Source organism: Rhodococcus sp. P-2, assembly GCF_016598535.1.
GTDB classification, from domain to species: Bacteria; Actinomycetota; Actinomycetes; order Mycobacteriales; family Mycobacteriaceae; genus Rhodococcus_F; species Rhodococcus_F baikonurensis.
This window is the reverse complement of the sequence record NZ_CP066779.1, coordinates 1,458,054-1,476,043: the sequence shown is the minus strand read 5'-3', so window position 1 is coordinate 1,476,043 and position 17,990 is coordinate 1,458,054. Positions and strand designations below refer to the sequence as shown.

Annotated in this window: 16 protein-coding genes; 12 read left to right on the top strand and 4 right to left on the bottom strand. The window is 64.0% G+C overall.

Features of this window, described 5'->3' with window-relative positions; all coding sequences use genetic code 11:
* The first annotated feature begins 249 nt into the window (after positions 1–249).
* From I7X09_RS06935 to I7X09_RS06900, 9 genes are all read left to right on the top strand, one after another.
* The gene (locus I7X09_RS06935; RefSeq protein ID WP_234036824.1) at positions 250–2,487 is read left to right on the top strand and encodes a putative bifunctional diguanylate cyclase/phosphodiesterase; all 2,238 of its coding nucleotides are present in this window, start codon (positions 250–252) and stop codon (positions 2,485–2,487) included.
* Positions 2,480–3,205 carry a hypothetical protein gene (locus I7X09_RS29350; protein WP_234036823.1) on the top strand — a complete coding sequence of 242 codons (726 nt, stop codon included), beginning with the start codon at positions 2,480–2,482 and terminating at the stop codon, positions 3,203–3,205. The genes I7X09_RS06935 and I7X09_RS29350 overlap by 8 nt, the downstream gene beginning before the upstream one ends.
* Before the next feature lie 36 nt (positions 3,206–3,241).
* Positions 3,242–4,849: a putative bifunctional diguanylate cyclase/phosphodiesterase gene (locus I7X09_RS06930; RefSeq protein WP_234036822.1), complete on the top strand. Its 1,608-nt coding sequence runs from the start codon at positions 3,242–3,244 to the stop codon at positions 4,847–4,849.
* A 50-nt stretch (positions 4,850–4,899) separates the two neighbouring features.
* The gene (locus I7X09_RS06925; RefSeq protein ID WP_095972170.1) at positions 4,900–5,751 is read left to right on the top strand and encodes an SDR family NAD(P)-dependent oxidoreductase; all 852 of its coding nucleotides are present in this window, start codon (positions 4,900–4,902) and stop codon (positions 5,749–5,751) included.
* 3 nt (positions 5,752–5,754) lie between these two features.
* A complete protein-coding gene (locus tag I7X09_RS06920; protein ID WP_200316185.1) occupies positions 5,755–6,660 on the top strand; it encodes a TIGR03619 family F420-dependent LLM class oxidoreductase in 906 nt (301 codons plus the stop codon).
* 68 nt (positions 6,661–6,728) lie between these two features.
* Entirely contained in the window at positions 6,729–7,415 is a 687-nt protein-coding gene (locus tag I7X09_RS06915) for a nitroreductase (RefSeq protein WP_200316182.1), read from the top strand.
* Between the two features lie 73 nt (positions 7,416–7,488).
* Positions 7,489–8,625, top strand: coding sequence for a class I SAM-dependent methyltransferase (locus I7X09_RS06910; protein WP_200316180.1), 1,137 nt, complete (start codon positions 7,489–7,491; stop codon positions 8,623–8,625).
* Between the two features lie 177 nt (positions 8,626–8,802).
* Positions 8,803–9,654: a Bax inhibitor-1/YccA family protein gene (locus I7X09_RS06905; protein ID WP_200316178.1), complete on the top strand. Its 852-nt coding sequence runs from the start codon at positions 8,803–8,805 to the stop codon at positions 9,652–9,654.
* A 121-nt stretch (positions 9,655–9,775) separates the two neighbouring features.
* Entirely contained in the window at positions 9,776–10,531 is a 756-nt protein-coding gene (locus I7X09_RS06900) for an enoyl-CoA hydratase/isomerase family protein (RefSeq protein WP_200316176.1), read from the top strand.
* A gap of 66 nt (positions 10,532–10,597) precedes the next feature.
* Here the strand turns inward: I7X09_RS06900 and I7X09_RS06895 are convergent, their stop codons facing one another.
* The gene (locus tag I7X09_RS06895; RefSeq protein ID WP_047888881.1) at positions 10,598–11,815 is read right to left on the bottom strand and encodes an acetyl-CoA C-acetyltransferase; all 1,218 of its coding nucleotides are present in this window, start codon (positions 11,813–11,815) and stop codon (positions 10,598–10,600) included.
* Between the two features lie 121 nt (positions 11,816–11,936).
* Positions 11,937–12,908 carry an SGNH/GDSL hydrolase family protein gene (locus I7X09_RS06890; RefSeq protein ID WP_442800586.1) on the bottom strand — a complete coding sequence of 324 codons (972 nt, stop codon included), beginning with the start codon at positions 12,906–12,908 and terminating at the stop codon, positions 11,937–11,939.
* Positions 12,909–12,979: 71 nt separating this feature from the next.
* On the opposite strand from I7X09_RS06890, the gene I7X09_RS06885 reads away from it, so the two are divergent.
* The 3 genes from I7X09_RS06885 to ilvA all read left to right on the top strand — a co-directional run bounded on the left by I7X09_RS06885 (position 12,980) and on the right by ilvA (position 16,881).
* Positions 12,980–14,365 (top strand): cystathionine beta-synthase, encoded by a 1,386-nt coding sequence (locus I7X09_RS06885; protein WP_095972176.1) that lies wholly within the window; start codon positions 12,980–12,982, stop codon positions 14,363–14,365.
* Positions 14,366–14,409: 44 nt separating this feature from the next.
* Positions 14,410–15,582, top strand: a complete 1,173-nt coding sequence (locus tag I7X09_RS06880) for a cystathionine gamma-synthase (protein ID WP_124567085.1) — start codon at positions 14,410–14,412, stop codon at positions 15,580–15,582.
* Positions 15,583–15,717: 135 nt separating this feature from the next.
* Positions 15,718–16,881: a threonine ammonia-lyase gene (gene ilvA / locus I7X09_RS06875; protein WP_223257899.1), complete on the top strand. Its 1,164-nt coding sequence runs from the start codon at positions 15,718–15,720 to the stop codon at positions 16,879–16,881.
* 23 nt (positions 16,882–16,904) lie between these two features.
* Here ilvA and I7X09_RS06870 read toward each other — a convergent pair whose 3' ends face one another.
* Entirely contained in the window at positions 16,905–17,699 is a 795-nt protein-coding gene (locus I7X09_RS06870; RefSeq protein WP_095972177.1) for an FAD:protein FMN transferase, read from the bottom strand.
* Entirely contained in the window at positions 17,696–17,941 is a 246-nt protein-coding gene (locus tag I7X09_RS06865; protein ID WP_206029765.1) for a hypothetical protein, read from the bottom strand. Before I7X09_RS06865 ends, I7X09_RS06870 begins: the two co-directional genes overlap by 4 nt.
* Between the last annotated feature and the right edge of the window lie 49 nt (positions 17,942–17,990).

Below are 17,990 nucleotides of genomic sequence, written 5' to 3'. Positions count from 1 at the left end.
CTCGCTGCAGCAAGATCGGGCGGACCAGCAGTTTGCTGATTACTGTGTCTGTAGGCAGATCTGCCCCCGAACAAGGTCGGACGTACTGCTTGACGCAGCAGGGACCAGTTACGGGACAATTGCTCAGCCATACGTCCAATTCGTATTACGGCGCGGGAGCAGGAGGTGGTCATGTCGATCCTGTCTCGTCTCCCATCCCGCCCCAGAGAAAGCCCAAGAGAAAGACTGACACCCACGCAACGCGATGACGTGACGCGTGAACAGATAGCCGTCACCTTCGGTGTTCTGCCGTGGGCCGCAGCTGTCCACCTCGTGGTCACGCTCGGGTTGACGCTGTATGTCATCCCGCCGGACAGCGGACTCTTGCCACGCCTGTGGCCGATCCTCGCCGGGGTGATCGGGTTGGTGGGCATGGGTGTCGGACTCGCCATTCGCTTCGATCTGATCGCGCCGACATACCGGATGTCGTACGCGTTTCTCACCGTCGAATTCGCAGTCGTCGGGATCCTGTATTCCTCGCTCGCCCTGGTCCTGTATCCGATCCTGGACGATTCCGGCGATCTGATCCTGATAGCGGTAACCACATCCATCACCGGCGCCGGCGCCGTGGCTACCGCGATGTTGCGGATCGTCGGACTCACCTGGGTGCTGTCGAATCTCGTGATCCTGGGCGTGGCGTTCTGGCTCCAGCCAGGACCCGAGTTCGAACGAATTCTCATTGGAATGATCGCCTACGGCGCGGCTCTGATCGGCGGGACGATCGTGGTGTCGGGAAACCTGGAATCGCGCTATCGCGCTGAACTGAGCGCAGCGTCGGAGCGCTCTGTGGTGCAGATGCTTCTCGAAGACTTCGAAGGCAATGCCGGGGACTTCGTGTGGGAGACGGACCAGAAAGGCAAGTTCAACCGAATCCCGACGCGGCTCGCAGTCGAAGCGGGGTTGGACTCCACCGAGTTGCAAGGAACGGCGTGGCAAGACCTGTTCATGGAGCTGGGCACTCTACGGATCCCCGGCGGAATCGATGCGCTCATGGAGCTGCAGCAAGCCCGCCACACGAAGACCGCTTTCGTCGACGTGCTCGTACCGGTCCGCGTTCACGGCGAAATCCGGTGGTGGCAGATATCCGGACGGCCTCGTCCTGGTCGCGCACCCGATGAGTTCGTCTGGCGAGGGGTGGGTTCCGACGTCACCGAAGTCAAACGGCAAAGCGACGAAATCGTGCGGATGGGTCGGGTGGACGCACTCACGGGAATGCCGAACCGGCACAGCTTCTGGACCGAGCTCGAGAGGCTGCTACGTGATCCGCACACCCAGGACAGCCGTCTTGGGCTGGCGATGCTCGACCTCGACAACTTCAAGTCGGTCAACGACACACTCGGGCACACGGTCGGCGACGCGGTTCTGCGAGAGGTCGCAGATCGTCTGTCCGAAGCCGGCGGAATGTCACAGCTGTTCGCGCGCTTGGGCGGAGACGAGTTCGCAATTCTCTTCACCGATGGCGGCGACAGCTCACGCATGCGCGCACTGTTGGCCCGCTACATCGAAACCCTTCATGAGCCGATCACAGTGGCCGGTACGCGGTTGGAGATCGGATGCAGCATCGGGTACTACCTCCCTGACGAGCTGCCGTCGTCCGCCGACGAGATGATGGGCGCTGCGGATCTCGCCTTGTTCGCGGCAAAGGAATCCGGGCGCGGGGCCGTACGTGAGTATCGAGACTCGATGAAGTCCGTGGCGGATCGGCGGGCCCGTCTGCTCGAAGATCTGGGAAACACCGTCGCGGAGAAGGACCTCGAACTCGAGTTGCTACCCAGGATCGACGTGGTCTCCCGCGAGATAGTGGCGGTGGAGGTTCACGTGGTCTGGCACAACGTCCGGCTCGGCGCCGTCACGTCCGCCGAATTCATGAGCGTCGCAGACGACACCGGTTTGGCGTACTCGCTCGGGACGACGGTGTTCAAGCTGGCCTGTGCGGCGGCGGCGCAACTTCCTGATCACGTACGGGTAGCCGTCGCGGTGTCGACGCGTCAGCTCGAATCGGAGGCGTTCATCGAGGCGATCGGCGACTCGCTTCGTCGATCAGATGCCAGGGCAGGGCAGTTCGAGCTCCAACTCGACGAGTCCTCTGCCATTACCGACCAGTCCAGAGCCGCGTTGCATGCCATCGCGGAGATGGGAGTATCGCTGACGGTCGACGAGTTCGGAGCCGGATTCTCTTCCCTTGCATCACTGTCCGGCCTTCCGTTCACGCGAGTGCGCATCGAACGCTCCATCTCCGGTGCGGCGCCCGGCGGGCGGCCGATCCTCGAAGCGCTCGTGGATCTGGTCGACGCACTGGGAATGGAGGTCGTTGTCTCGGGGGTGGACAGCGAGGAGCAACTGAAGGCCGTTGCGGCTGCGGGGGTGCGGACTGTGCAGGGGCGTGCTGCCGGCGCAGTCATGTCTGTCCAGGCAGTGGCGCTGGCGACAGCAGGCCGACGTGGATGACCCGGCGGTGGTACGAAGACGTCGTGTCGTAGCCGCCGTGCGCAGGCTCGGTCGACGAGGTTCTGACGACCACCTGTCGGATTACGATCGTCACCGACTTCTCAACCGACGCCTGGAGTTCACGGCGCGAGTACTGCCGTGGGCGTTCCTGATTGCGGCCCTCGGGCTGTCGACGATCGTGGTGCTCTTGCCGACGGATGCCGGATGGTTCGGCATCACTTGGTCGAGTGTCATGCTGCTGTCGAGCGCTGGATTCAGTGTGTACTGGCTGCGGCGCGCGCGCCTGGGAGTCTCCGAGTCACAGACCACGGAACTGGTGGTGCTGACAGTCGAGATCGTCGTCTGGGGAGCGCTCCTGGCGTGCTTGGCACTTGTTCTCTTTCCGATGCTCGGCCCTGGTGACGAATTGGTACTTACCTCGACGTTGATCGGTGGGATCGCAGTCGGTGTGTTTCCCACGATGATGTTTCGCGGAATCACTGTCGTCTGGATCGGCCTGGTCGGCCTCGGGTTGGCCGGAGCGTTTTGGACCGAACCGGGTACGTCGCGTTACTTGCTGATCGGGGTGCTGGTGATTTTTCTCGTTTCGCTCCACAGCGGAACATTGCTGTTGGCCAACCTTTTCGAGAGACTACTCCGCGCCGAGCTCATCGCCGAGGACGAACGAGACCTCGTGGAGTTGCTGCTGAACGATCTCGAAGACGGTGCGCAGGATTGACTCTGGGAGACCGACTCGCGTGGTGTCGCCCGCACCGTGTCGTATCGATTCGCCGAACAAGTCGGTTTGCCGGCAGCGCAGATCCGGGGCCGCACCATGCACGAGATCCTGATCGGAATCGGCGCATCCCGAACAGTCGAGGGCAGGAAGTCCCTCGATCTCCTTGCTGCGAATTTTCAAGCCGGGACGGCGTTTCGGGACCTCACCATGCAGGTTGTCGTGCGGGGCGATACTCGATGGTGGTCGATGTCGGGTCACCCCGGCAGCGGAGAGAGTTCGGACTACGGCTGGCGCGGTGTGGGATCCGACATCACGCACTCCTATCACCAGCGTCAGAACATACTGCGGTTGGCGGAAGTCGATTCGCTGACCGGGCTCAGCAATCGGTACAGCTTCAACGCCCAGGTTTCTTCGCTGCTTCGGGACGGGCGCCGAGTGTGGTTGGCGATTCTGGATCTGGACAACTTCAAGTCGATCAACGACCGGTTGGGACATCACGTCGGAGACGAAGTGTTGCGAGATGTTGCCAGCCGAATTCACGGGGTTCTGCGATCCAACGAGATCTGTGGCCGGTTGGGCGGCGACGAATTTGCCATCGCCTTCGATGACATCGAGGACACAGATGAGGTGAAAGATCGATTCCAGACGATCCTCGACGCGTTCGAACGACCATTCGCGCTGGTCGGCAACCAGATACGCATTCGCGCCAGTTTGGGGTACGGCTCTCTGCCCGACGATGCCGAGAACCTCGAAGAACTGATGATTGTTGCCGATCTTGCGCTGTACCACGCAAAGGAGAGCGGCCGGCACCAGATCCGAGCCTTCGACGTGGCTTTGCGGGATCGGGCAACCGGTAGGGCGCGAGCCCTGTTGGATCTTCGTCGTGCGCTGATCGACGAGGAGTTCGAGTTGGTCTATCAACCGCAGGTGTCGGCCGGGACGGGAGTTGTCGTCGGATTCGAGGCTCTGTTGCGGTGGAACCATCCGACCTCAGGTCTCGTCTCGCCGGGAGACTTCATCTCGGTCGCGGAGGAAACCGGCTTGATCGTTCCGATCGGTGCGGGCGTTTTGCGGGCCGCATGCACGGCGGCGACATCGTGGCCGGAGGACATACGGGTCGCCGTCAATGTTTCTCAGGTGCAACTGCGTTCGAGTCGATACGTCGAATCGGTGCGCCAGACCCTCGAGGAAGTGAACCTCGCCCCCGAACGGCTCGAGATCGAGGTGACCGAATCACTTGTCATCGACGACGCCGACAGAGATGTGCTGGTGCAACTCTCCGCGCTCGGAATCGCCATTGCGATGGACGACTTCGGGACCGGATTCTCCTCGGTTGCCAGCTTGTCGCGGCTGCCGCTCGATCGGTTGAAGATCGACCGCGCCTTCGTCGCTCCGCTGGATGCGGATCCCGCGAGTTCGAGATTTGCTGTCCTGCGGGCCGTTATCGCGATCGCCAAGTCTCTGGGGTTGGACACCGTCGCCGAGGGTGTGGAGACCGAGAGGCAGCGGGCGATGGTGACCGAGTGTGGATGTGACGTGATCCAAGGGTATCTGGAGGGAGTACCATACGGGCAGCCGAGATTCCGGCCTACTTGCATCGGCGTCCTGGGGCCCGGGCAGGCGAAGTGTAGCGGCTACCACTGAGTGAGAACGTTGTGCCCGTTCTGCGAGTAGATGTGTGACGGTACGCCGAAGTGATTCACATCGAACTGCAGAAGGGTGACTTCGTGGTGGTCGGATCGGCGTACTCGCCAGGGCCGATGTTGGTGGGTAAGAAGGCAGTGGTTACCGGCGGCTCCCAGGGAATCGGGGCAGCGATAGTTCGAGCATTCGCATCACACGGCGCCGCGGTTCTGGTCGTCGACGTGGCTCCGCTGAGCGACGTCGAATTCGATTCCGCTGCAGGTGGTTCGATCAACCATCTCGACTACGATGTGCGGGCGCAGGAAGTCCCCGTCGCGTTGACCGAATTCGCACCAGATGTCCTGGTGAACAATGTGGGTCATTTCCTGAACCCGCCGACAGCGTTCACCGGTACGGATCCAGGTTTCTGGTCCGAGGCAGGCAACATCAATTTCGATCACGTGGTGCGTCTGACGCATGCCCTGCTTCCTGGCATGATCGATCGCGGAACCGGTGGATCGATCGTGAACCTGACCACGGTGGAGGCGCATCGAGCGATCCCGGGCCACACCATGTACTCGGCATACAAGGCCGCGCTGACGCAGTTCACCAGAAGCCTTGGTGTGGAGATCGGTCGAACCGGAGTGCGCGTCAACGCCATTGCTCCGGATCTGATCGAGTCGGTCCAGGTGCCGTACCGCACGATCGTTTCTGCAGACGACTGGGACAAGTGGCCGGGGTGGGCACCGCTGGGTGGACCGGGCCAACCCGTCGACATTGCCGGCCCCGCGCTGTTCCTGGCGTCCGACCTGGCGAGATACATCACCGGAACCGTGATCCACGTCGACGGCGGCTCGCACGCTGCCGGAGGCTGGTTTCCCACCGAAGAAGGCGGCTGGACCAACCGGCCCCGAAAGGCTTGACACATGACAACTTTCAGTCTGAACGTTCCCAATTTCGGTACGACCCTCGCGGAGAACTCCTACGGGAAACTCGTGCAGGTCTGTCAAAGTGCGGAAGCTGCCGGCTTCGACCGGGTCCTCGTCACCGATCACGTGGTGATGGGCTCGGACAACTCGGCATACACGTGGTCGGCGTTCCCCACCGAGCCCGACGCCAACTGGCTCGAACCGCTGACCGTCCTGGCTTTTGTTGCCGGACAGACGAAGACAATTCGTCTGGGGACCGGAATCGTCATCGCGGCGCTGCGCGGGGGAGCGCTACTGGCCAAGACGGCCGCGACACTCGATCTGCTGTCCGGTGGCCGACTCGACCTGGGCGTCGGAACCGGTTGGCAGGAACGCGAATACGACGCGGTCGGTATGGACTTCGGCAAAAGGGGACCATTGCTCGACGACGCTCTCGCAGTGTGCCGGGCGCTGTGGAGTTCGGCGCCGGCGAGCATCGACACTCCTCGACTGAAATTCGACGACGTGTACTGCGCGCCCCGGCCGTCCGCGGGTATTCCGATCTGGGTGTCGGGTTCTCTGTCCAAGGCCGTCGTGCGACGCGTCGCAACCTGGGGGGACGGCTGGATTCCGATCATGGGTGCCGCGGACGACGACCTACGTGAAGGGATCGACGTCATCGGGAAGGCCATGGCGGAACTCGGACGCGATCCGGCGGAATTGCAGGTTCGTGGGCGACTGACCGTCGTTCGCGGGACTGACGGTTCGATCGACCTCCCGGCGACGATGCTCGGTGCCGAACAGCTGCTCGAATCCGGTGCCACCGATGTTCTGGTCGCGTTGGCAGCGGTCGATCCCGACCCCGATGCAGCGATGGAGGAGTTCGGTGAGCTGGTGTCGGCCTTCGCAACGGTGACCCGCTGATCATCGCGCCGAGGCGATAGTTCTATCGTGCGAAGTGTTGTAGTGCAGCCTGATCGAGGAGAGAACAGATGACCGAGAGCATCGTCGTGGACACGAGCCTGGAAGCGTTGCTCGATGCCCGGATCAGCTGCCGCGCCTACGAGGACCGTCAGGTGCCACGCGAGGTGATCGAGGAGATCCTTCGGTTGGCGCAGAAGACGCCGTCGTGGTGCAACACGCAACCGTGGCAGGTAGCGGTCACCGAAGGGGAGGGCACCGAGCGTTTCCGTGCCGGACTCGGTGAATACGTGATGGCCAACGCCCAGGAGTCGGACTTCGAGTTCCCCCGCGCGTACCAGGGCATCTACAAGGCGCGTCGGTTCGACTGCGCCATGGCGCTGTATTCGAGCGTCGGAATCGAGCACGGTGACCGCGCCGGCTCCGCGGCACAGACGATGAAGAACTTCGAGCTCTTCGGCGCTCCTCACGTCGCGATCATCACCACCGACGAGGCTTTGGGCACCTACGGCGCTGTCGACTGTGGGTTGTACGTGAACAGCTTCCTGCTCGCGGCCCAGAGTCTGGGGGTGGCGACCATTCCGCAAGCGGCGCTCGCGGGCAGTTCCAAGTTCATTCACGAGCACTTCGGCATCGACGACACTCGCAAGGTCGTGTGCGCGATCTCGTTCGGATACCCCGACACCGACCATCCGGTGAACGGATTCCGCACCGAACGCGAAACCGTCGGCAACGTCGTGCAGTGGATGACGAACTGACGGGGTTGTCGAACTGATCACCTGCTGGTCGGGGGATTGAGTGTTGCGCAGTTCCACCTGAAAGACTGGTGGCATGTCCGACACACCCGAACTGTTCGATCGTCTGCGCCGATTTCCCGATGTCGAGGCACCCAATCTCTTTGCCGTCGACGCGGCTGATCGGCTGATCCTCGACGAGGCCGCCGACGCTCTGGCCGCAGCGCCGGCGGGCACCGTCGTCGTGATCGGCGATCACTACGGTGCGCTGACCGCCGGTGTTGCGCTCGTTCACGGAATCGCCGGCGTGCGGGTTCACCAGGATCCGCTCACCGGAGAGTTGGCCCTCGCGAACAATGCGCGCGAACTCGGATTCAGTGACGCCTTCACCTCGCACCGGCTGGACGAGGAGTTGCTCAGCGGTGCCCGCGTCGTGCTCATGCAATTGCCTCGTAGTCTCGCCGAACTTGCCGAGATCGCTCAGCTGATCGCGCTCCACGCCGACCCGGCGGTTCGTGTCTTCGCCGGTGGGCGTGACAAGCACATCACCCCGGCGATGAACAAGGTTCTCGGCGAATCATTTTCCGACGTCAGCGCCTCGCGCGGGCGTCAGAAGTCCCGCGTACTCAAAGCGTCGGAACCGAAGGCCGAGGTCGTCGTCACGTTCCCGATGGCCGAGCGCCTGGACGAGTTCGACCTCGACGTCGTTGCTCACGGCGCCGTGTTTGCCGGTGCGAGCCTGGACATCGGCACCCGGTTGCTCCTGGAGAACCTCGGAAAGATTGCGGTCGATCCGCTGAGTGACGTGATCGATCTGGGTTGTGGCAGCGGCATTCTCGCGGCAGCGATCGCGCGGAAGTTCCCGGACGTGCACGTGATCGCAACGGATCAGTCCTCGTCAGCCGTCGCTTCGGCTCTGGCGACCGCGTCGGCAAACGGCGTCGGCGATCGAGTGAGCGGCCTGCGCGACGACGCCGTGAGTTCGTTGCCCAGTGCGAGCGCGGATCTGGTTCTGTTGAACCCGCCGTTCCACGTCGGCGCGGCGGTGCATACCGGTGGAGCGCTCAAGATGTTCGAAGCTGCCGGCCGTGTCCTGCGTCCCGGTGGCGAGTTGTGGACTGTTCACAACGCGCATCTGGGGTATCGCGAACCGCTGAAAGCCGCGGTGGGTCCGAGCGAGGCGATGGCGAAGAACGCGAAGTTCATCGTGATGAAGTCGGTCAAACCGTCCTAGTATCGAAGAGTGTTGATCTTCCGGAAATGCGCCGGGAACTACAACCGACGCTTCGACGTTGTAAATTACGAGTGCTTTACTTTTAGTTAGGTACACGGACCGTGTCGGAAACTCGGATCCGTACGGCGAACCCGCGACGCACCCGTCGCTGGCCACCACGATGAAGGGATGATCACGGTGCGCACCACCAGCAACCCGGTGTTCCGCAATCTGCCCAAGCAAGAGGGCAACGGATACGCCTCGTTCGGATCTGCGACGGCGGGCGCCTCGCAGGCAACCCAGCAGTTCGGTCAGCCGCAGTACGCTCCGGCCGAGCCGTACCAGACCGGTCCCACCTCGCGGGCCATGACGATCGACGACGTGGTCACCAAGACGGGCATCACGCTCGGCGTGCTGACGATCTCGGCTCTGGTGTCGTACTTCCTGGTCAACAACAACGCCGACCTCGCGGCCTCGCTGGTCATCGGCGGCGGACTCGTCGGCCTCGTTCTGGTTCTGGTCGCGACGTTCGGCCGCAAGATGGACAACCCGGCAATCGTGTTGGCGTATGCCGTCGCCGAGGGTCTGTTCCTCGGTGCGCTGTCGTTCATGTTCACCGATATTCAATTCGGTGGCGTCGGCGGATCGGCACTGATCGCTCAGGCGGTCCTCGGAACGTTCGGTGTGTTCTTCGGCATGCTCGTGGTTTACAAGACCGGCGCGATTCGGGTGACACCGCGTCTGACACGAATGATCATCGGCGCGTTGATCGGCGTTGTCGTTCTGGCCCTCGGTAACCTCGTCGCCAGCTTCTTCGTCGACGGTGGACTGGGACTGCGTGACGGTGGAACTCTCGCCATCATCTTCAGTCTCGTCTGCATCGGTATCGCAGCCTTCAGCTTCCTGCTCGACTTCGACGCCGCTGATCAGCTGATCCGCGCACAGGCGCCCGAGAAGGCAGCCTGGGGCGTCGCATTCGGTCTCACAGTCACCCTGGTCTGGCTGTACGTCGAGATCCTGCGTCTGCTGAGCTACTTCAACAACGACTAGTTCTCGAGTCGTTCCGTAATAAAAAAGAAGGGCCCCACGAGGGGCCCTTCTTTTGTCGTCTGTGGGCGATTACGGTGCTTGGATACCTAGCAACTGCTTGGTTTGGATCGAAGGGGAGCGAATGTCGACAAACACCACCGAACCCGTGCTGGTGGCGGACGCCGGAGCGGTGCGAACGCTGACCTTCAACAATCCGAGCCGCCTGAACGCCTTCGATGCGGCCGGTTTTCGAGCGTTCACCGAGGCGCTCGACGACGCGGCGTCGAACGAGGCCGTGGCCGTGGTGATCGTCGAGGGCTCAGGCAAGGCATTTTCCAGCGGCGTCGACCTACGCGCACTCGCCGAACCAGGCACCGACAACGCCGACTTCGGCGACGCATTCGCGCCGCTGATCGTCGCGCTGGTGGAGTTCCCGAAGCCTTTGATTGCCGCGGTGCACGGCGCTGCCGTCGGTATCGGCCTGACCTTGCTGCTTTACTGCGACGTCGTCTACGTTGCCGAGGACGCACGTCTGCGGGCACCGTTCACCTCGCTGGGTACCGCTCCTGAAGCTGCCAGTAGTTGGTTGCTGCCCAAGGTGATCGGAACGCAGCGCGCCGCCGAGTTGATCCTGTCGGCGCGGTGGCTCAGCGGCGTCGAAGCAGCCGCCTACGGACTGGCGACAGCCGCAGTGCCGGCCGACCAGGTCCAGGCACGCGCCCGCGCGAGTGCCGAGCAGATTGCCGCCAACATCGGACCGGCAGTGCTTGCCGCCAAACGACTGCTCCGTCACGGTTGGGCAGACGAAGCTCGCGCTGCCGTGCAGCGTGAGGACGACGCTGCGCGAGAGTTGATTCGCGAGTTGGGGAGTTTTGCTCGGAAATTCACGACTACCTGAAACGCGACTACACGAAAGCGGCCGCCCGGCAGAAGCCGGGCGGCCGCTTTCGACGTGCTCAGGGGATCAGCTGAGGCGCTCGATCACCATTGCCATGCCCTGTCCGCCGCCGACACACATGGTCTCGACGCCGAAGGTCTTGTCCTGCTCCTGCAGGTTGTTGATCAGGGTGTTGGTGATGCGGGCACCGGTCATACCGAAGGGGTGACCCAGTGCGATCGCGCCACCGGAGATGTTGAGCTTGTCCTCTTCGATGCCCAGTTCGCGAGCGGATCCGAGGACCTGCACTGCGAATGCCTCGTTGATCTCGAACAGGTCGATGTCGGAGATCGACTTGCCGGCGATCTTCAGGGCGTTCTTGACGGCCTGGATCGGGCCGAGGCCCATGATCTCGGGAGACAGGCCCGAGACGCCGGTGGAGACGATGCGAGCGAGCGGGGTCAGGCCGAGTGCCTTCGCCTTGGTGTCGGACATGATCACCAGTGCGGCTGCGCCGTCGTTGAGCGGGCAGGCATTGCCGGCGGTGACGGTGCCGTCGGGGCGGAAGACGGGCTTGAGGCCGCTGATGCCCTCGTAGGTGGTGCCGGCGCGGGGGCCGTCGTCCTTGGAGACGACGGTGCCGTCGGCGAGCGTGACGGGCGTGATCTCACGCTCGAAGAAGCCGCGAGCGATGGCTTCCTCGGCGCGGTTCTGGCTGCGCACTGCCCAGCGGTCCTGGTCTTCGCGGGTGATGCCGGTGGCCGAAGCGACGTTCTCCGCGGTCTGGCCCATGCCCAGGTAGACGTCGGGGATCAGGCCCTCTTCGCGAGGATCGGTCCAAGCGACTCCACCCTCGGCGAGCTTGGCGCTACGGGCCTGCGCTGCGTCGAAGAGCGGGTTCTTGGTGCCCGGCAGGCCGTCGGCGTTGCCGGTGATGAAGCTGGAGACGGACTCGACGCCGGCGGAGATGAAGACGTCGCCCTCGCCTGCGCGAATGGCGTGCAGTGCCATGCGGGTGGTCTGCAGCGAGGAGGAACAGTAACGGTTGACCGTCACGCCGGGGAGGAAGTCGTAGCCGAGCTGGACGGCGACGACGCGGGCGATGTTGAAGCCCGACTGGCCGGCAGGCTGGCCGCAACCGAGCATGAGGTCGTCGATCTCGGTGGGGTCGAGTTCGGGGATCTTTGCCAACGCGGCGGCAACCATCTGAGTTGCGAGGTCATCCGGGCGGATGTCCTTGAGCGAACCCTTCATTGCGCGGCCGATGGGCGACCGTACTGCTGAGACGATTACTGCCTCGGGCATGAAAACTCCTTTTGTGTACTGCTCGTGGGCGGCGTGAAACGCCGTCGAGCAGGGCAAGTTGAATGCAGCTTCGACTTACAATTTACGTTGCCGCTCCCAGATGGTGGTCACGCAGTCTCACTCAGTTGACGTCGGGGCGCTGAACTGCGGGTTTGGTGCGTCTCGCGAAGGCTTTCCACTGGGTTGCCGCTGCCGTCAGTCGGGCCGCGACGGTGCGAGCTTGCGCCGCCTCAGAGACGTGGGGGAGTTCAGGGAGCGGGCCACCCTGCCACTCACCCAGGGCCGACGCGAGGACCGGGACGATCTGCTTCGCCGCGAGTTCGTAGCCGGCCGCGGACGGGTGGAAACGGTCGGCCGAGAACATCGTGTCGGGCGAGGCCAGGAATTCCTTGGCCAGCAGGTCGGCCAGCGGAACGGGATGACCCCCGGCGTTTCTGGTCGCGGACGCCTGGGCGATCGCGAGACGATGACCCCATTCACGCACCACGGAGCGCAGCGGTTGCGGGATCGCCGTCACCACTCCCAGATCCGGGCAGGTTCCGACAACAACGACGGCGCCGCTCTCGCGCAGGCGTCGCACGGCGTCGCCGAGGCGTTTTGCCGAAGCGTGAATAGCGTTCTTCGCGGTGACGTCGTTGGCGCCGATCAGGATCACGGCAGCGTCCGGGGGAGGGCCGGCGACGAACATGGCGTCGACCTGCCCGCTCAATCCACGTGAGGTAGCGCCGCCGATGGCCTTGGTGCTCAAGCGGATTCGCTTCCCGGTCTCACTCGCAAGCAGTTTCGCGACCTGCACACCCGGAACTTCCGACGCCGTCAGCGCCCCGACGCCGGCCGCAGACGAATCGCCGAAGATCATCAGGTGGAGATCGAAGGGCACGGCCCGCCACCAGAGTTCCGGGTTGTCGGCGCCGGGTGCGTACACCCCGTCGGCCTCGGGTGGTTTGGCGATATTGCGACCGATCACCCCGCGGGCCGCGCCCGCCTGCGACATCAGATAGTTGTAGCCCAACCAGGAGAGCGTGCCTGCACTCGATCCGGCCACCACCGTGGCCACCGACGCTTTCAGTCCGGTTCGACTCACCCTTGCCAATCTAGCCGGATTGCACCGCCTTCGCCCGACGTCCGCGCGCACCGTTTTCTTTCATCTGGGAACATGGACGAATGCGCATCGCGGAACACGTCGTCGACCTCATCGGCAACACCCCACTCGTCAAGCTCACGTCCGTCACGGGCGAAAACTTCGGCACGGTGGCAGCCAAGGTCGAATACCTCAACCCTGGCGGTAGCTCCAAGGACCGCATCGCCGTCAAGATGATCGACGCAGCCGAGGCTTCGGGTGAACTGAAGCCGGGCGGCACCATCGTCGAACCGACGTCGGGCAACACCGGAATCGGCTTGGCGCTCGTGGCGCAGAAGCGTGGATACAAGTGTGTTTTCGTCTGCCCCGACAAGGTCAGCGAAGACAAGCGCAACGTCCTGCGTGCCTACGGCGCCGAGGTGGTCGTGTGCCCCACGGCCGTCGCTCCGGACAACCCGAACAGCTACTACAGCGTCTCCGACCGCCTCACCCGTGAGATCCCCGGCGCATGGAAGCCCAACCAGTACTCCAACCCGGGCGGACCGGAGAGCCACTACGAGACCACCGGTCCCGAGATCTGGGCCGACACCGACGGCAAGATCACGCACTTCGTCGCGGGCGTCGGCACCGGCGGCACCATCACCGGCACCGGCCGCTACCTCAAGGAAGTTTCGGGCGGCAAGGTCAAGGTCATCGGCGCAGACCCCGAAGGCTCCGTCTACTCCGGCGGCACCGGTCGCCCGTACCTGGTCGAAGGCGTCGGCGAAGACTTCTGGCCGTCGGCATACGACCCGTCCATCCCGGACGAGATCATCGCCGTCTCGGATGCCGATTCCTTCGAGATGACGCGTCGCCTCGCCCGCGAAGAGGGGCTACTGGTCGGCGGTTCCTGCGGCATGGCCGTCGTCGCTGCCCTCGAAGTGGCCAAGCGCGAGGGCCCCGACGCTCTGATCGTCGTCCTCCTCCCGGACGGTGGCCGCGGCTACCTGTCCAAGATCTTCAACGATCAGTGGATGGCGTCGTACGGATTCCTACGCACCCCGCTCGACGGCAAGGCGAACGTCCCCACCGTCGGTGACGTTCTCCGCGGCAAGTCGGGCGAGTTGCCGGACCTCGTTCACACCCACCCGTCGGAGACTCTGCGCGACGCGATCGAGATCCTGCGCGAGTACGGCGTGTCCCAGATGCCTGTCGTCGGTGCTGAACCGCCGGTCATGGCAGGCGAGGTCGCCGGAAGTGTGTCCGAGCGGGATCTGCTGAGCGCGGTCTTCGAAGGCCGTGCGCACCTGGCGGATTCCGTCGAGAAGCACATGAGCAAGCCGTTCCCGCTCATCGGGTCCGGCGAGCCGGTCTCGGCTGCCACGAAGGCGCTCGGTGACACCGACGCACTCATGGTCGTCGACGACGGCAAGCCGGTCGGCGTGATCACGCGCCACGATCTCCTGGGTTTCCTGAGTTCGGATTCCTGAGTACAGATTCCTGCGCCGGGGCCGGCGCCGTTAGGCTGGGGATCATGAGTGAGCAACGCAGCAAGGCCGACAACATCAGCTGGCAGGGTTTCTCCACTAAGGCAGTGCATGCGGGTTACGAACCCGATCCGCTGACCGGTGCTGTCAACGTGCCGATCTACGCAAGTTCCACCTTCGCCCAGGACGGCGTCGGTGGAATGCGTAGTGGCTTCGAGTACGCGCGGACGGGCAACCCGACCCGTCGCCCGCTCGAGGCGAACCTCGCCGCGCTCGAATCCGGAACCTACGGTCGAGCGTTCAGTTCGGGAATGGCGGCCACCGACTGCCTGCTCCGATCGGTACTTCGACCGGGCGATCACCTGGTCATCCCCGACGACGCGTACGGCGGAACCTTCCGCCTCATCGACAAGGTCTTCACGCAGTGGGGGATCGAGTACACCCCGGCGCCGGTGTCCGACGTCGATGCGGTGCGCGCGGCAATGAAGTCCAACACCAAGCTGGTCTGGGTCGAGACCCCCACGAACCCGCTGCTCAACATCGGTGACATCGAGCTCCTCGCCGAGATCGCCCACGAGGGCAACGCAAAGATCGTGGTGGACAACACCTTTGCGTCGCCGTACCTGCAGCAGCCGCTGCAGCTCGGCGCCGACATCGCGCTGCATTCCACCACCAAGTACATCGGCGGACACTCCGACGTGGTCGGTGGCGCTCTCGTCTGCAACGACGAAGAACTGGACACCGCGTTTGCCTTCCTGCAGAACGGATCCGGCGGCGTTCCCGGCCCGTTCGACGCGTTCCTGACGTTGCGCGGAATCAAGACACTGGCACTGCGCATGGAGCGTCACAGTGACAACGCGGAGAAGGTCGTCGAATTGCTCGACGGTCATCCCGCTGTTGCCAGCGTCATCTACCCCGGACTGGCTTCGCATCCGTCGCACAAGGTCGCGGCCAAGCAGATGCGACGCTTCGGCGGCATGATCTCCGTGCGTCTCAAGGGTGGCAAGGCGGCAGCTCTCGACCTGTGCTCGCGCACCGAGATCTTCACGCTGGCAGAATCTCTCGGCGGCGTCGAATCCCTCATCGAGTTCCCCGGCGCGATGACCCATGCCTCGACGGCCGGTTCCGCGCTCGAGGTTCCCGACGATCTGGTTCGCCTGTCAGTCGGCATCGAGGACGCCTCCGATCTGGTCGGCGACATCGAGCAAGCACTGTCCTGATCTTCGCTCTACGGTAATTCGACTTCGAACCTGCAGTGCGCCTTCACACCTCACGAGGGTGTGGAGGCGCACTTTCTGGAGGCATGCGTGAATCTCGAACAGATCAAAGCTGCACAGCAACTTCTCGCCCCGGTCATGCGCCGTACCCCGGTGGTCGCCTCGCGAGTGTTGTCTGAAACCACCGGCTTCGCCGTGAGCTTGAAATGTGAAAACCTGCAACGCACCGGCTCTTTCAAACCTCGCGGCGCCTACAACCGCATCGCCAACCTGTCTGCGGAGGAACGCGCGGCGGGTGTGGTGGCGGCCAGCGCCGGCAACCATGCGCAGGGAGTTGCCTGGTCTGCAACAGAATTGGGAATCAAGTCGACGGTCTTCATGCCGACCGGGGCGCCGCTGCCGAAGTTGGTGGCCACCAAGGCATATGGAGCTCAGGTCCACCTGCACGGTTCGACTGTCGACGAAGCACTCGTCGCCGCTCGCGAATTCGCAGACCGGACCGGAGCTGTCCTGGTTCACCCGTTCGACCACGAGGACGTCGTGGCGGGGCAGGGGACGGTGGGGCTCGAAATCCTGGAGCAGCTCCCCGAGGTGGGCACGATCCTCGTCCCCACCGGCGGCGGCGGGTTGATCGCCGGCGTGGCTGCCGCAGTCAAAGCTGTACGCCCACAGGTGCGCATCGTCGGAGTGCAGGCCGAGACCGCGGCGGCCTGGCCGGCGTCGTTGGCCGCCGGGAAGCCGACCGCATTGGCGTCGATGTCCACGATGGCAGACGGTATCGCCGTGGGCTGCCCTGGCGAGGTTCCCTTCGCCGAGGTCGCCGCGCATGTCGACGCGGTGGTGACGGTCAGCGAGGAAGCGTTGTCCAAAGCGCTCCTGTTGTGCCTCGAACGCGCCAAGCTGATCGTCGAACCGGCAGGCGTCGCGGCCGTTGCGGCCTTGATGACGTGCTCTCCGGAAGAGCTGGGACTGACCGGGCCGGTGTGCGCCGTTCTTTCCGGCGGCAATATCGATCCGCTGCTGCTCACACACGTCATCTCCCACGGACTGCGGGCAGCCGGACGGTTCCTCGGCGTTCACATCACCATCGACGATCGGCCGGGCGCACTGGTGTCGCTGCTCGAAGTGGTTCGGGCGAACGGCGCCAGCGTGGTCGACGTCATCCACTCCCGTACCGGTGGCGAACTCGCGCTCGACGAAGTGGAAGTCTTCCTCACCGTCGAGACGCGTGGTCCGGACAACAAGGCAGAACTTCTCACCGCCTTCGACCGCGCCGGCTACGCAGTGCGCTTGCAGAACTGACGCGCTTGCAGAACTGACGCGACTTACTCGTCAGGCCAGCCGCCCAGAACCGTTACGCGGTACTCCTGGTCGACCAGCCTGGCGGGTACGTCGAGTTGATGTAGCCAGTCGATGGCCGAACCGCTCATGCCGACCGCAACCCGACTGAATGCGGCGGCCTGGGCGCAGGAGGACGCAATCACCGACACCGTGCGCCACATCGGCGTCGCCGTCGATTCGCGGTGCAGTGGTTTGACGGTGCTGGCCGTGGCGATCCCACAGTCGGACGGGAGAGCTACTTGGCACGTCGGATCGCCGGGTAGGTCTTGAACCTGAATCTGCCAGCCGTCTTCCGGCGCCGGACCGGCAACCGCGATGTCGCCGCCGAGGCCGACCAGCACTCCGCACCCGAGAAGCGTGGCAGTCGATGCCGCGCAGTGATCCGCCGAACTGGCACGAGCGGTCGCGGAGAGGTCGAGGACTACGTCGTCCGGGCTGTACACGCGGTTGTGCTCGACGCGAATCTTCCACCAGGAGTGCGGGTCTGCCGAGCCGGCCGTTGGCGTGAGTTTGCCGTCGGTCAGCCGTGCGACAGCCAACGCGTCTTCGAGGAAGTGCGCGAACATGGGCGTCACGGCGACGCCGTCGACGTTGCTTGCGGCGCTGACGTAGGTTCGAATCTCGGAGTCGGCACGATCTCGATTGGTGGCGGCGTCGGCAGCGGTGAGGTAACCGCGAACCAGGCTGGCAGCGGAGGGCAGGACTTCAGGGTCGGTGACGACAACCCGAGCCTGCACGCCCCAGGTGAGCCACTCGGAGGCCGAGCGCGGCGTGCTCACGAACCGTTGGAGACGGCGTCCGGGGTTCCGAATCCGGCGACCACGACGGGCCGCTTCACAGCGGGATTCTTGGTGTGAGAAGCCGAGGTGTCCGGCGCGAGTGCCGTGGCAGTGGGAGAAGAAACGAGAGAAAGTCCGCCGCTTGCGAGTGCTCCCGCCACAGCCGTGGCTGCGAGGGCGAGGCGAACGGGTCGATACACCGTAGTGCGTCCCCGGGCGGGTCGTGGCCGATCGTCGCTCATGCACTCAGCTTGCACGCCGAACCTGAGAAAAGCCTTGGCGTCTGTAGTC

Bases quoted from the DNA above. Each gene is read 5' to 3' on its own strand.
- I7X09_RS06920 (WP_200316185.1), top strand. From the start codon at position 5,755: ATGACAACTTTCAGTCTGAACGTTCCCAATTTCGGTACGACCCTCGCG.
- I7X09_RS06915 (WP_200316182.1), top strand. From the start codon at position 6,729: ATGACCGAGAGCATCGTCGTGGACACGAGCCTGGAAGCGTTGCTCGAT.
- I7X09_RS06910 (WP_200316180.1), top strand. From the start codon at position 7,489: ATGTCCGACACACCCGAACTGTTCGATCGTCTGCGCCGATTTCCCGAT.
- I7X09_RS06900 (WP_200316176.1), top strand. From the start codon at position 9,776: ATGTCGACAAACACCACCGAACCCGTGCTGGTGGCGGACGCCGGAGCG.
- I7X09_RS06895 (WP_047888881.1), bottom strand. From the start codon at position 11,815: ATGCCCGAGGCAGTAATCGTCTCAGCAGTACGGTCGCCCATCGGCCGC.
- I7X09_RS06885 (WP_095972176.1), top strand. From the start codon at position 12,980: ATGCGCATCGCGGAACACGTCGTCGACCTCATCGGCAACACCCCACTC.
- I7X09_RS06880 (WP_124567085.1), top strand. From the start codon at position 14,410: ATGAGTGAGCAACGCAGCAAGGCCGACAACATCAGCTGGCAGGGTTTC.
- ilvA (WP_223257899.1), top strand. From the start codon at position 15,718: ATGCGCCGTACCCCGGTGGTCGCCTCGCGAGTGTTGTCTGAAACCACC.
- I7X09_RS06865 (WP_206029765.1), bottom strand. From the start codon at position 17,941: ATGAGCGACGATCGGCCACGACCCGCCCGGGGACGCACTACGGTGTAT.